Origin of the sequence: Paenalcaligenes sp., assembly GCF_030152715.1 — a bacterium.
In the GTDB taxonomy this organism is placed as follows: domain Bacteria; phylum Pseudomonadota; class Gammaproteobacteria; order Burkholderiales; family Burkholderiaceae_B; genus Paenalcaligenes; species Paenalcaligenes hermetiae.
In genome coordinates this window covers 1-13716 of sequence record NZ_JASLIX010000128.1, presented here as the reverse complement: position 1 = coordinate 13716, position 13716 = coordinate 1, and the positions used below count along the sequence as shown (strand labels likewise).

Genomic DNA, 13716 nt, shown 5'->3' with positions numbered 1-13716 from the left:
GAAACCAGGTGAAACTTTATTATTGTCTGGGAAAATGCTGACTGGGCGCGATGCGGCGCATAAGCGTATTCAAACCATGTTAGCAAAGGGCGAACCACTGCCGGTGGATTTTACTAATCGTGTGATTTATTACGTGGGGCCTGTTGATCCGGTGGGTGACGAGGCCGTTGGTCCAGCGGGGCCAACTACAGCGACGCGTATGGATAGCTTCACAGAGATGATGCTAGCGCAAACGGGGCTGATTGCTATGATTGGTAAAGCAGAGCGTGGTCCCAAAGCCATTGAAGCCATTAAAAAGCATAAATCGGCCTATTTAATGGCGGTTGGTGGGGCGGCGTATTTGGTTTCTAAAGCGATCAAAACGGCAAAAGTAGTGGGTTTTGAGGATTTAGGTATGGAAGCCATTTACGAGTTTGAGGTCAAAGACATGCCGGTAACGGTGGCAGTAGATGCAACGGGTGAGTCCGTGCATCAAACCGGACCAGCGCATTGGAAAGAAATGATTAAAACCATTCCTATTGTCTCAGCCTAATTACCTATTCTAATAAATGCCCCGTCATAGGGGCATTTTTGTATATAAACATATAGCTAAAGTTTATTTATTTAGGTGGTTGACTGTGTGTGAAAATTGAGCCCCATAGTAAGAAAAGTGAACCCTAGTTTTTAGTTTTGGGTGATCTGGTGGAGTGCTTAATGACAAAATTACGTGCGGTATTGGTTTTAACGTTCAGTTTGTGGTGGGGACACGGTTTGTTTGCTGGCCCAGTGGTACAGCCAGTGGTAGATGCATTGACCTTGTCCCAGTTGGTGGATTTGCCTCAGGTGAAAGTGGTGGACATACGTGCAAAAGAAGACTATGAAAAAGGGCATGTTCCACACGCATTGTCTGCGCCGTACGCGTTGTGGCGTGGCCCAGCGAATAATCCGGGACAGTTAATTGAAAAAGACACATTGCAGCAACGAATCCGGCAGTTAGGGCTAAGCGCACAAGATCATGTGATTGTGTATGCAGAAGGGGATAGCCAGACGGATTTTGGGGCCGCGGCTCGCGTATATTGGACATTTAAATATGCGGGGTTAACTCAGTTAAGTGTGCTCAATGGTGGTTACCAACAATGGCAAAAACAAAAGCTCCCTATCAGCAAAGATCCAGTTACCACTGAGGCCAGTGATTTTGTGGTGCAGATCAATGATGCTATTGTGATTTCTCAGCAGGAGCTGCTTGAAAAAATACAGCAGCCAGATGCTTCGTCACAGTGGCTTGATGCGCGCCCAGAGAGCTTTTTTCAGGGGCAAACCAAGGCGCCTACCGCAAGTGTGCCTGGGACGATTGCAGGTGCTAAAAGCGTGCCGCATCAACAGTGGTTCAATACCGATAGTGCCACCTTAAAACCCATCGAAGTCATTCAGAAACAGGTACAGCAGTCTGGTTTAGCTCAAGCACAAGACACCGTGTCATTTTGTAATACGGGACATTGGGCAGCGACCAATTGGTTTGTCTTGTCCGAAATCGCACAATTGCCAAATGTGAAGCTGTATCCAGCTTCACTTGCTGAGTGGACACAGTCTGCTCAAGCGTTGCCCATGGAGCATACCCCAAACCGCTTAGGGCAGATTCGCTTAAAGTTTCAACAGCTATTCAATAATTAGAGATAACAATGAGTCATCGAATATGGTTAACAGGGGCTTTTTCGCTTTTTGCCCTGTTTTTATTATGGTTTGTTTCTATTCGTCAGAGTCTACTCTTTTTAGTAGGTATAGGGCTCGGGGCGGTGCTTGCCGGGGCACGATTTGGGTTTACTACGGGGTGGCGTAATTTAATTAATCAGCGTGATGCCAGTGGAGTATTGGCTCAGCTGGTGTTACTAGCGATTGCGGCCGCTGTGTCTATCCCATTATTAGCCGCCTTTCCAGGTGAGCTGAGCGCTGCCTTAGGTCCTTTGAGTATTAGTTTACTGATCGGGGCATTTGTTTTTGGGGCTGCCATGCAAATCGCCGATGGATGTGGCTCCGGTACTTTATATAAAGCGGGATTAGGTATTCCTTTGAATATGGCCATTTTGCCTATGTTTGCCTTGGGCAGTTTTTTAGGCTCAGCGCATTTAGGCTGGTGGTTAGAGCTAGGCGCTTATCAGCCGGTTAGTCTAGTGAGCACTTATGGCGCGAGTGCGGCGTTATTACTTACTTTTTTAGGCTTAGCTTTGCTTGCTGTGATGAGCTGGCTTTGGTCAAAAACAGCCCCATCGGTGAAAAGCGTGTGGAATAAAACCGCGCTAATCGGAGCGGTATTATTAGCGATTTTGGCCATTCTGAATTTGATTATTGCTGGGCAGCCTTGGGGAGTGGTATATGGATTTGGCCTGTGGGCTGCCAAAATCGCTCAGGCGGCCCATTTATTTGACCCGACGGGAAATGCATTTTGGGGCCAACCTGTGAATGCGCAAGCGCTACAACAATCGGTATTTTTAGATATTACTTCGATTACGAACATTGGGATTCTAGCAGGGGCTTTGTGGATCAGTGCCCGTAAGAACACTGATGCCACCAAAGCGTTAACAACAACGCAGTGGGTGGTGGGCTTAGTGGCTGGATTTTTATTAGGCTATAGCTCACGCTTGGCTTTTGGTTGTAATGTAGGGGCAATGGTCAGTGGTATTTCTACCGGCAGTGTCCATGGTTGGATTTGGGTGGTGATGGCATTTATGGGATCGTTGATCGGTGTACGCATTCGCCGCTACTATGGGTATTGATATGAATAAAGCGTTAAGAACACGTATGGTTGTGTTTTGGGTAGTGCTCTTGGGATTTTTTCTTTGGGACTGGTATCGTTCACCACCCATTAACTTGCGCCTCGAAGCCCCTATTATAGCGATTGGCTCAGGGCAAGCCCCTTCTGGTGGGCATTGCGCAAGCTTTTAACATTTTTTGCATCGAAGGCATTTTTTGATTTGACCCAGTACGTAACAAGCCCCGCCATTCTAGGCGGGGAGAGTATTCATATTAGTGTGGATCGAGCGGTGTAATGGCTTGATCAGCACAAGCCTGAAGCAGCTGTTGTATAGAGCCTTGGGCCAATTGCAGGTTAGGAGCTAGCTCAGCCAAAGGCTGTAAGACAAAAGCCCGCAAATGCATACGGGGGTGTGGAACGATTAAGTCATCGGTCTGAATCGTTTGGTCACCATATAACAATAAATCTAAGTCCAAGGTCCGAGGCGCATTGGTGTAATGGCGCTCACGCCCGTGTTGATTTTCTATAGCCAATAAATGCTGTAATAATTGGTGAGCGCTCAGTCGGGTTTGTAGGCGAGCAACCGCGTTGATATAGTCAGGTCCATCGGCATCAATAGGGGCAGTACGGTAAAAGCCTGATACTTGCACCCCCGAGGTCTCTGGAAGCTGATGCAACGCCTCACACGCATCAAGGAGCGTACCAATGGGGTCACCTAAATTAGCACCTAAGGCGACATAGGCAATAACGGGAGCACTCATGCGTTATCCTGTTTAGATTGATTGGAGCGGCGAGGACGACGGCTACGGCGACGAGGACGTTTTCCTGTGCCTGTACGTGTTGGAGGAGTGCGCTCAGCGATCAATATACTACGATTTTCTGTATCCGCATTGGCGAGATCCATCCACCATTGAGCGTCCACACTGTCAACTTCTTTAACGGCAGCGCGTAATTGTAAAAAGTCCACAGAAGCCCTAAAGCGAGGTTGTTCCATCATACGCCAAATAGCCCGATTATTAACGCGCTCAAAGCGAGTTTGTGTAAACCAGATCTCTCGCATATCTGATTGAAAGCGCTTTTGAATGGGCATGGCGCGCGACTGGAGCTGCAAGGCGTCATCACTGGCATGAGTAATAGCCTGTGCTGGATGCATACCTTGTTTTTGATAAGCCTGCCATTTTTCACGAACAATAGGCCAAAGCAAGGTCGCAAACAGAAAGCTTGGGCTAATGGTTTTACCACTGCGAACACGAGCATCCGTACGACTGAGAGCCAGGTCGATAAAGGCCCGATCTTCATCTCGATGTAAGAGCTGCTCTAGCATAGGAAAGAGCTGCTCGCCAAGACCTTCTGCCTGAAGCATTTTTAAGCACACCATTGCATTACCGCAAGCCAGCAATTTAATGCTTTCATCAAAAAGGCGTGATTCGGGGACATTTTCAATGAGATGAGCAAGCTGTGCAATAGGGGCATGGGTGCCGGGGTCAATGGTGGCATCCAGTTTCGCGGCAAAACGTAGGGCACGTAACATACGTACCGGGTCTTCGCGATAGCGTGTTTCGGCATCGCCAATAATACGTACCGTACGCTTTTTTAAATCATCTACCCCTTGATGGTAGTCAATTACAGTTTCAGAGGTAGGGTCGTAATAAAGCGCATTGAGTGTAAAGTCACGACGCATGGCATCGTCTTTTAGCTCGCCATAATCATTGTCACGCAAAATACGGCCGTGGGCGTCTGTGATTTCATGTTGTTTGTTATCGGCTCTAAAGGTAGAGGTCTCGATAATCTCACGCCCAAAAACCACATGTACCAGCTTGAAACGGCGCCCGATGATACGTGCCCGCCTAAAAAGGGGGCGAATTTGTTCGGGGGTAGCATTGGTCGCTACATCAAAGTCTTTGGGCTCTAGGCCGACTAAAAGATCGCGTACTGCTCCCCCGACAATATAGGCCTCGAAGCCTGCTTGTTGAAGCACTTCGCATACTTTGATAGCGTGACGAGAAACTAAACGCCTATCGATGCGATGCTGTTCAAATGGCAAGCGTTGAGGACCTTTGGAGCGTCGTGCAGAATTAGAAAAAAGTCTAGAAACAAAGTTTCTAATGGTTTGTTTTAGCATGCGTTGAATTAGGATTTTGCATCAAGTAAATCGTCAAATAGATCAATAATTTGCCAATTGCGTTCTTGGGCAATTTGACGTAGACGATCGCTTGGATTGGTGGCTACAGGATGAGACACGACCTCCATTAAGGGCAAATCGTTAGGTGAGTCACTGTAGAACCAGATTTTTTCAAACTGGTCACGACGTAAACCGAGCTCGTGGAGCCACTGGTCCACGCGTGTGATTTTCCCCTCTTGGAAAGAAGGAACACCATAAATGCGTCCTGTATACATACCGTCTTGGCTTTCAGGAATGGTGGCAATTAAATGCTCGAAGCCCAGATGCTTAGCAATAGGGGCTGTGACGAATTCATTCGTGGCGGTTACGATGGCACAGAGATCGCCCTGAGCTAAATGTTGATCTACAAGCTGTTGTGCTTGGGGCAGAATGGCGGGAATGATGACTTCTTCCATGAAGGCATTTTGCCATTCCATGAGGACTTCGCGAGGACGATTAGCAATTAAGCCTAACATGAACTCGGCAGAAGCTTCAGCGGTGAGGCGACCTGCATTATAGAGATCCATGAGCTCTTCGTTACGGCGTTGCGCTTCGGCAGGATCGCCGGCTCGACCAGTACGCGCTAAAAAATCAGCCCATTGGTAGTCACTATCCAAAGGCAATAAGGTATGGTCTAAATCAAATAAAGCAAGGTTTTGTGGGGAATTCATGCAGACTCACAAAAGAAAAGCATAAGGGTGATGAGAACGTTCACCTGCTAAGGAATAGGACAAAATAGATTCGATTTTAGCCAATTATACAAACACAAAGTGATTCTCGTGTTTAAAAGCTGCAGACTTCGTTAATACCCATTAAAATATAAGCGTTTCGCTGCGGCTTTGCTCGTAGCTCCGGTACAATTTGTACTTTTAGTAATTTTACCTCTCCCTCGGCTTTATTCATGACAAATAATCAATCCGTATCCTTGACCTACCGCGATGCAGGGGTCGATATTGAAGCGGGTGACGAGCTCGTTTCCCGTATTAAACCACTTGCCGCACGCACGATGCGCCCAGGCGTTTTGGCTGGCTTAGGTGGCTTTGGCGCAATGTTCGAGTTGCCTAAACATTTAAAAGAGCCCGTGTTGGTCTCAGGCACCGATGGTGTTGGTACCAAGTTGCGCTTAGCTTTCGAATGGCAGCGTCATGACACGGTAGGTATTGACCTTGTAGCAATGAGTGTCAATGATATTTTGGTCCAGGGCGCTGAGCCGCTTTATTTTTTAGATTATTTTGCTTGTGGCAAGCTCGATTTGGATACGGCGACAGATGTTGTTGCTGGTATTGCTAAAGGCTGTGAGCTATCTGGCTGTGCATTAATCGGTGGTGAAACCGCGGAAATGCCCGGTATGTATCCCGATGGTGAATACGATTTAGCAGGTTTTGCCGTGGGCGCTGTGGAAAAATCCAAAATCATTACGGGCGAAACGATTACAGAGGGGGACGTGATTTTAGGCTTAGCATCGAGCGGCGCGCACTCCAACGGTTACTCGTTAATTCGAAAAATTCTAAAGCATGCCAATGTACGTCCTACTGATGAATTAGATGGGCAGACATTTGCTGACGTGGTGATGGCTCCAACCCGTTTGTATGTGAAGCCGGTATTAGCGGTGCTTGAGTCTTTTGGTACAGCGATTAAAGGCTTGGTCCATATTACGGGCGGTGGCTTATTAGAAAACATTCCACGTGTATTGCCGCCGCATACGGCTGCACATATTGATCGTTCCGCATGGACAATGCCAGCGTTATTTCAGTGGCTACAAGAAAACGGTGGTGTGGAAGACGAAGAAATGTGGCGTGTTTTTAACTGCGGTATTGGCATGATTGTAGTGGTACCGGCAGAACAAGCCAGTGCGATTCAGGCTGCTTTTGTGGACCAAGGGGAAACAGTTTACCGCTTAGGTCAGGTAGTGGCACGCACCCAAGATGAGCCCAAGGTTGTGATCGCCTAATCCTTTTTGGTTGGGTTTGAATAAAAAAGCTGGGTAATACCCAGCTTTTTTTATGGTATAGCAGCGGCGCCATGCTAGGACCAATAGCGAGCAACCGCATCCACGACCAAATCAGCACGGTGGGCGAGCATGCAATCAATGCGTTGACGCTCAGGCATGCTACGGAGCCATGTCATTTGTCGTTTCGCTAATTGACGCGTAGCGATAATTGCTTTTTCAATGGCCACGTCCAAATCATAGTCACCGGCTAAATAATCCCAAATTTGTCTATAGCCCACACTACGAATCGAAGGTAAACCCACGTGTAAGTCTGGACGCTGAAAAAGCGCTTGGACTTCAGCGACGAGCCCCTGTTCAATCATTTGCTGGTAACGCTGAGCAATACGTGGGCTAAGTTGTTGGCGTTCGGTAGGCTCTAAACTGAGTGTGTGATACCGGCGCTGACGTAAGGGTTTTGGGGGCGCATCCCGTAGCCATTGGGACATGGGCTTGCCGCTTTGGCGATAAATTTCGAGCGCGCGCTGTATACGTTGGCTGTCATTGGGAGCGAGGCGCTGAGCCGTCTCAGGGTCGACCGTGGCGAGCTCGGCGTGTAGAGCTGGCCATCCTTTTTCTGCGGCTTCTTCATCGAGCTGTGCGCGTAGGGCAGGGGTGGACTCAGGAAGTTGGCTCAGTCCTTCGCGTAGGGCTTTGTAATAGAGGAGGGTGCCACCACACAGAAGAACATGCTTACCGCGGGCATGGATTGCGTCAATCAGTTGTTCCGTGTCGTGGACAAAACCAGCAGCGGAATAGCTTTGAGCAGGATCTAGAATATCAATCAAATGATGGGGCACCAGGGCTTGCTCTTGAGGGGAGGGTTTAGCGGTGCCTATATCCATACCACGATAAATGGTGGCTGAGTCCATGACAATAATTTCTACATCCCAGCGTTGTGCGATGGCTAGGGTAGAGGCACTTTTCCCTGCTGCTGTTGGGCCTGTTAAACAAATAATAGTCGGTTCTGTCATTTGTTATTGGCCTCGTAAAAATAACTTATCCAGATCACTCATACTCCAGTAAAACCAGGTAGGGCGCCCATGATTACACAGATCGGCCCGGTCTGTTTTTTCCATTTCTCTTAACAACGCATTCATTTCGGTGAGTGTAAGCTGGCGATTGGCGCGTACGGCGCCATGACAAGCCATGGTAGATAGAAGCTCATTGCGTTGGGCTTCAAGGCGAGTTGATTGCCCAAAACGTTGTAGGTCTGCCAAAACATGGCGGGCTAAGGCTTCGATATCGCCATTGGCTAATAAGGCAGGCACAGCCCGTACGGCGACAGAAGTGGGACCAGTGGGGCGCATGATCAATCCGAGGGTTTCAAGTTGACTTTGAAATTCCTCTACGAGAGCACTCTCTGTTTGGCTGCATGAAAAAACCACTGGAACCAGGAGTTCCTGCATGGGAAGGTCACGTTGATCCGTCGCTTGTTTGAGCTTTTCATAGACCACACGCTCATGCGCTGCGTGCATATCCACCAGAATTAATCCGTTTTTAACCTGCGATAAAATATATACCCCGTGTAATTGAGCTAAGGCCATACCCATGGGGAGAGCCTCAGCGGCTAGCTCTGTGACCTGCTGTAGTGTAGGGGCAGTTGGAGTCGAGGAAGGGGGCGTTGTAAGGGGGGCATAAAAGTCTTGCCATTGCTCAGCACTGGGCGCAGGTTGCTGAGGCTCATGAAGCGCAAAATGTTGTTGAGCTCGCGGTATGGCGCTAGAGCTGGGTGGTGTGGTATGAGGAGCAGAAGGCTCTGATTGTTGTACCCGCTGTGCTTGGTTTTCAGCCAGAGCCTGTTGCAGATGAGTTTGAATAAAACCAAACACAGCATTTTGTTCTCGAAAACGGACTTCGTGCTTGGCGGGGTGCACATTCACATCCAAAGAAGTGGGATCGACGGAAAGATAAAGAACATAAGCCGGCTTACGATCGCCATGGAGTACATCCTTATAAGCGGAGTGAATGGCCGCAATCATGAGACGGTCGCGAACAAAGCGACCATTGACAAAGGTGAAGGTCTGATCGGTACGACTTTTAGCAAAAGCGGGGCGAATAGTGAGACCCTCGAGACGGATTAAATCGTGTTCGGCTTCGACCCCGACGCATTGCTCCACAAAATCAGCCCCCAAAATTTGCATGATACGGTCCTGTATAGTCCCGGAGGGCCAATGGCGGCTGATTTTATTATTATGAAAAATTCGAAAAGCCACATGCGGGTGGGCAAGGGCAATACGTTCAGCAGCCGTAATGCAGTGGCCCAACTCAGTGGATTCTGTACGTAAAAACTTACGCCGGGCAGGAATATGATCAAAAATTTGTCGTACATCTACAGTCGTACCGCGGCTGCCGGAGCTAGGCTGGGGTTCTAATTGTCCAGCGTGTAGTTCCCAAGCATGTTCGGCATCGGCGGTACGGGAGCGTAGGCTTAACGTGGCTACCGAGGCAATAGATGGCAGCGCCTCGCCTCTAAAACCCATTGAGGCGACAGCCTCGAGCTCCTCGAGAGAGCGAATTTTACTGGTAGCGTGCTGGGTTAACGCCAAATGCAACTGCTCTTTTGGGATACCGTGACCGTCGTCGGTGACAGCGATACGGCGTATTCCTCCTCCATCAAGACGGATCTCAATAGTTTGTGCACCGGCGTCTAGCGCATTTTCGAGAAGTTCTTTGAGCACCGATGCTGGGCGCTCAATGACCTCTCCGGCTGCTATTTGGCTAACCAGTAAGGGAGGTAGGGGTTGAATCGTACGGTATGTCATGGCGTTATCTATAAAATCTGGTCACTATTGTAGTGCATGCGTTGCCGGAAAAACGGCGTACAATGCCAGCTATATCAAAATATCATTTCGTTTAAAGGGGAACCATGCCTGAGATTTTAACCATGTTATTGCATATTGATCAGTACCTGGGGTTATGGGTGGAGCAGTATGGGGCTTGGATTTATTTAATCTTGTTTTTGATTATTTTTGGGGAAACCGGTTTAGTGGTGTTACCGTTTTTGCCAGGCGATTCTTTATTGTTCATTGCAGGAGCTTTTGGGGCTTCCGGACTATTGAACCCGGTAGCTCTAGCACTGCTTCTATTTGTGGCTGCAATATTAGGGAATACAGTTAACTATCATGTGGGGCGGTATATTGGCCCCAAGGTGTTTAGTACTGAGTCCCGTTTTCTGGATAAAAAAGCTTTGCTTAAAACACAGGCTTTTTATGCTAAACATGGTGGAAAAACAGTAGTTATGTCACGGTTTTTACCTGTGTTTCGAACATTTGCTCCTTTTGTAGCAGGGGTGGGGAGCATGCCTGTGTGGCGCTTTCAAGCGTACAATTTTCTAGGGGCAGGGTTGTGGATTTTTGGTTTGATTACACTCGGGTATTTCTTTGGTAATGTCCCTATTATTAAAGAACATTTGAGTACAATCGTCTTAATTGGTATTAGCGCGGCAGCTGTACCTGTTGCGGCCGGAGTAGCTTGGCGCTTTATACAAAGCCGTCGCGCTTTAAAATAAATACATTTAACGAGATGCTTGTACAAAGGCCGTGGTATCTACGGCCTTTACTTTGGAGCTAGGAGCGCTGTGCTAAAGCGGCACCAGATTTAAAATAATCTTGGATGCCATTAAGCATGGCGCGAGCGAGCTTTTCTTGATGTGCTGGGCTACGTAACAGCTTTTCCTCTGTTGGGTTACTGATAAAAGCGGTTTCAATGAGAATCGAGGGGATGTCTGGGGCTTTGAGTACCGCAAAGCCAGCACGCTCAACTTGTCGTTTATGGAGCTTATTGATTTTACCGATTTCGGAAAGCACACCTGTACCTACGCGAATCGAGTCATTGATTTGTGCTGCGGTGGAAAGATCCAACAAGACTTGAGCTACCTGTTTATTATGGGAACCAATATTAATACCACCGACCAAATCCGCTTCGTTTTCTTTTTTTGCTAACCAGCTAGCTGCAGAGCTGGTAGCGCCAGTTTGCGATAAAGCATATACAGAAGAGCCGCGAGCAGATGGCTTAATCCAAGCATCAGCGTGGATAGAAATAAATAAATCCGCTTTTACACGACGAGCTTTTTGAACGCGCACCCCAAGTGGAACAAAAAAGTCCTTATCGCGTGTCATATAAGCACGCATATTGGGTTGGGCGTCAATAAGCTTTTTGAGACGATGGGCGATTTGTAGTACCACATCTTTTTCGCGTGTACCGCCGGGACCAATGGCACCGGGGTCTTCGCCTCCGTGTCCTGGGTCAAGCGCAATTAAAATTGGGCGGTTAGCGGGTGTAGGCGTGACCTTAGGTAGCTGGGCCGGAGGAGGCGTTGCCGCAACAGGGGGGGCTGTTTGACCTTTAACGGTGGGTACTGGAACAGAGGGCTGCGATTGAGCGAGCTGCTCGAGTACAGCCGCCAAAGGGTCGGTATCCTCTGCGTTTTGCAAGGCAAGCAGGGGGTCACGAGCCACCAAGGGGTAAAGATCGATGACTAAGCGATATTTATATTCACCAATAGGCTTGAGGGTAAAGACCTGCGGCGCAATAGGCTGTTTGAGATCTAATACCAAGCGTACTACATCTGGTTGAAACTGCCCTACTCGTACATCACTAATGTAAGGGTCGTTGGCACGAACCTTAGACACGAGTTCACGTAATGTGGAGTTGATCGTGATACCATGCAGATCAATCACCATGCGGTGTGGGTTGGCTAAGGTAAAGTGTTCGGATTTTAATTCACGATCTAATTCCAGGGTGACACGGGTGTAATCATCGGCAGGCCAAGTACGCACGGCAACAATGCTGTTGGCGTGGGCGATACGAGGCACGATTGGAAATACCAATAACGTCGTTGCCGAAGCCACAAAACGACGTCGGTTTGGGCATAACCCCGCATCTAGTTGTTCTGTGTGATTGTTTTTAGCCATGTTTGTCCTTTGATACTATGGGCAGTGATGGTGAGACGTCGTCCTTCGTTTTCATACTGAAGGAACAAATTGAGGTCAGGGGCGGGCAGTAGACCGCCGGCTTTATCAGGCCACTCAATTAAAACCACCGCATTTTCTTCTTCTAGAATATCACGAAAACCGGCTTCAACCCATTCCTCGGGGTCATTAAATCGATAAAAATCAAGGTGGTACAGGTTAAAACTAGAAACTTTATAGCTTTCTAGCAACGCATAGCTGGGGCTTTTTATTCGGCCAGTTACGCCAAGAGATCGTAAAAAAGCACGAGTAAATGCTGTTTTCCCTGCACCTAAGTCCCCTTGTAGGTAAAGGTGGATGCGGCTTTGAGCCGGATGAACGATTTGGGCGAGTTGTTGGGCTAGCGCTATAGTGGCGTTTTCATCTGCAAGATAAAAGGTGGCGGAAGCAAGTAAAGGGTCAAAGCTCAGCATAAGCGTTAAATAATGTAAATGCGCAATCGAAGGCAAAAATAAGCCACAAAGTATTGCCGTGGCAAGGAGTTGTTTTTATAATTTTAGGTCTTTTGGCCCCATAGTTAAATGGATATAACTTTCCCCTCCTAAGGGAAGATTGCAGGTTCGATTCCTGCTGGGGCCGCCAGGGTTAGGAGGCTGACAGAAAAGATAGTGGGAATGGGTTTAGTCTAGTGCTACATCCACGGGTTTTGCCTTAAGATAATCAACCAAAATTTTTGGGTTGATTTGTATTAGTAGACCTCGCTTGCCCCCATTAATATAGATGCTTTCATAATCCAAAATACTTTTTTGTACCCAGACTGGCATGGTTTTACGCGTTCCAAAGGGCGAAGTGCCACCAACTAAATAGCCCGAGTGACGTTGAGCTGTATTTGGTTCACAAGGCTGAATGTGCTTGACTCCCGTTTGTCTGGCAAGATTTTTAGTCGAAACCTCTTGGTCTCCATGCATAAGAATAATTAAAGGCTGTTTTTTTTCGTCTTCCATCACTAATGTTTTGATCGTGATATGTGGGTCAAGCCCTAATTTTTTAGCAGCATCATTAGCACCGCCTTTGGCAGCATAGTCGTAGATGTGCTCACTGAATGGAATTTTACGTTGTTTAAGCCAGAGAGTGGCTGGGGTTTCACTTGTTTTTTTTGCCATGATGATAAGCTAAGTTACGCTCTAGGATGGTGTTGAGCATGTAGCTGACGTAAACGCTCACGAGTAATGTGACTATAGATTTGGGTGGTGCTTGGATTTTTATGGCCAAGTAAAAGCTGCACCATGGCCACGTCAGCACCATTATTTAATAAATGCGACGCAAACGCATGGCGCAAGCTATGTGGGGATAAATCTTGTGTAAGCTGGGCTTGTTGGGCGTATTTTTTAATAATGAGCCAAAAACCTTGTCGTGTCATTGCTTTGCCTTGCGTGCTGATGAATACAGCATCACTTTGCCGCTGCCGCAAAATCAACGGGCGAGCGTGTAATAAATAACGCTCTAGCCAGTATTTTGCGTCCTCTCCGATAGGGATTAGCCGTTCTTGGATACTGTGTGGGTTTGGATGAATAACCCGTAGTACTCCTTGCGCTAAGTCTAGCTGCTCTAGGCGTAGCGCTACGAGCTCACTGACACGCATCCCCGTTGCATAGAGAAGTTCAAGCATGCTTTTATCACGTAAGCCCAGTCGGTGTTGGGTGTTTGGAGCTTGTAGCAGGGCATCAATATCGGCATGGGTCAACGGTTCGCTAGGTGTGGTCGTGATTTTTAGTGGGCGTAAGGATTCTGCTGGATTGTGATACGTTGGGTCTTGGTCACAGAGCCAATGGAAAAACTTCTTGATACTAGCAATACGTCGGTTAACCGTACTGGGCGAAGCGTTGGCGGTAGGGTCATCTAGCCATGCTTGAAGCTGCTCGGTAGA

Annotated in this window: 15 protein-coding genes and 1 tRNA gene; 7 read left to right on the top strand and 9 right to left on the bottom strand. The window is 47.9% G+C overall.

Features of this window, described 5'->3' with window-relative positions:
* The 4 genes from Q1V74_RS10475 to Q1V74_RS10460 all read left to right on the top strand — a co-directional run.
* Positions 1-532, top strand: a 532-nt coding sequence (locus Q1V74_RS10475) for a fumarate hydratase C-terminal domain-containing protein (protein WP_300648715.1), incomplete at its 5' end; no start/stop codon positions are given.
* Positions 533-693: 161 nt separating this feature from the next.
* Positions 694-1650: a rhodanese-like domain-containing protein gene (locus Q1V74_RS10470; RefSeq protein ID WP_300648714.1), complete on the top strand. Its 957-nt coding sequence runs from the start codon at positions 694-696 to the stop codon at positions 1648-1650.
* A gap of 8 nt (positions 1651-1658) precedes the next feature.
* Entirely contained in the window at positions 1659-2750 is a 1092-nt protein-coding gene (locus Q1V74_RS10465) for a YeeE/YedE family protein (RefSeq protein ID WP_260649236.1), read from the top strand.
* Between the two features lies 1 nt (position 2751).
* Positions 2752-2919 (top strand): hypothetical protein, encoded by a 168-nt coding sequence (locus Q1V74_RS10460; protein WP_260649235.1) that lies wholly within the window; start codon positions 2752-2754, stop codon positions 2917-2919.
* Positions 2920-3000: 81 nt separating this feature from the next.
* Here Q1V74_RS10460 and folK read toward each other — a convergent pair whose 3' ends face one another.
* Genes folK through Q1V74_RS10445 form a run of 3 tightly spaced genes read right to left on the bottom strand, consistent with a single transcriptional unit; the run spans position 3001 to position 5560 of the window.
* A complete protein-coding gene (gene folK, locus Q1V74_RS10455; RefSeq protein ID WP_260649234.1) occupies positions 3001-3489 on the bottom strand; it encodes a 2-amino-4-hydroxy-6-hydroxymethyldihydropteridine diphosphokinase in 489 nt (162 codons plus the stop codon).
* On the bottom strand, positions 3486-4850 hold the full coding sequence (gene pcnB, locus Q1V74_RS10450; RefSeq protein ID WP_300648711.1) for a polynucleotide adenylyltransferase PcnB: 1365 nt from the start codon (positions 4848-4850) through the stop codon (positions 3486-3488). Before pcnB ends, folK begins: the two co-directional genes overlap by 4 nt.
* An 8-nt stretch (positions 4851-4858) precedes the next feature.
* On the bottom strand, positions 4859-5560 hold the full coding sequence (locus Q1V74_RS10445; RefSeq protein ID WP_260649232.1) for an HAD family hydrolase: 702 nt from the start codon (positions 5558-5560) through the stop codon (positions 4859-4861).
* A gap of 230 nt (positions 5561-5790) precedes the next feature.
* Here Q1V74_RS10445 and purM point away from each other — a divergent pair, with 230 nt between their 5' ends.
* Entirely contained in the window at positions 5791-6840 is a 1050-nt protein-coding gene (gene purM, locus Q1V74_RS10440; protein WP_260649231.1) for a phosphoribosylformylglycinamidine cyclo-ligase, read from the top strand.
* Positions 6841-6914: 74 nt separating this feature from the next.
* On the opposite strand, the gene miaA is transcribed toward purM, so the two are convergent.
* Both miaA and mutL read right to left on the bottom strand, forming a co-directional pair.
* A complete protein-coding gene (miaA, locus tag Q1V74_RS10435; RefSeq protein ID WP_300648708.1) occupies positions 6915-7850 on the bottom strand; it encodes a tRNA (adenosine(37)-N6)-dimethylallyltransferase MiaA in 936 nt (311 codons plus the stop codon).
* Positions 7851-7853: 3 nt separating this feature from the next.
* Entirely contained in the window at positions 7854-9641 is a 1788-nt protein-coding gene (mutL, locus tag Q1V74_RS10430; protein WP_300648706.1) for a DNA mismatch repair endonuclease MutL, read from the bottom strand.
* Between the two features lie 104 nt (positions 9642-9745).
* Here mutL and Q1V74_RS10425 point away from each other — a divergent pair, with 104 nt between their 5' ends.
* Positions 9746-10387 (top strand): VTT domain-containing protein, encoded by a 642-nt coding sequence (locus Q1V74_RS10425; RefSeq protein WP_300648704.1) that lies wholly within the window; start codon positions 9746-9748, stop codon positions 10385-10387.
* Between the two features lie 58 nt (positions 10388-10445).
* Here Q1V74_RS10425 and Q1V74_RS10420 read toward each other — a convergent pair whose 3' ends face one another.
* On the bottom strand, positions 10446-11792 hold the full coding sequence (locus Q1V74_RS10420) for an N-acetylmuramoyl-L-alanine amidase (RefSeq protein WP_300648702.1): 1347 nt from the start codon (positions 11790-11792) through the stop codon (positions 10446-10448).
* On the bottom strand, positions 11762-12262 hold the full coding sequence (tsaE, locus tag Q1V74_RS10415) for a tRNA (adenosine(37)-N6)-threonylcarbamoyltransferase complex ATPase subunit type 1 TsaE (RefSeq protein ID WP_300648700.1): 501 nt from the start codon (positions 12260-12262) through the stop codon (positions 11762-11764). Before tsaE ends, Q1V74_RS10420 begins: the two co-directional genes overlap by 31 nt.
* 94 nt (positions 12263-12356) lie before the next feature.
* On the opposite strand from tsaE, the gene Q1V74_RS10410 reads away from it, so the two are divergent.
* Positions 12357-12431: transfer RNA gene (locus tag Q1V74_RS10410), tRNA-Arg, on the top strand.
* Positions 12432-12469: 38 nt separating this feature from the next.
* Here the strand turns inward: Q1V74_RS10410 and ybaK are convergent.
* Together ybaK and Q1V74_RS10400 are read right to left on the bottom strand one after the other, a co-directional pair.
* The gene (gene ybaK / locus Q1V74_RS10405) at positions 12470-12952 is read right to left on the bottom strand and encodes a Cys-tRNA(Pro) deacylase (RefSeq protein WP_260649226.1); all 483 of its coding nucleotides are present in this window, start codon (positions 12950-12952) and stop codon (positions 12470-12472) included.
* Positions 12953-12966: 14 nt separating this feature from the next.
* The coding region (locus Q1V74_RS10400) for a tyrosine recombinase (RefSeq protein ID WP_300648697.1) at positions 12967-13716 on the bottom strand (750 nt) is incomplete at its 5' end.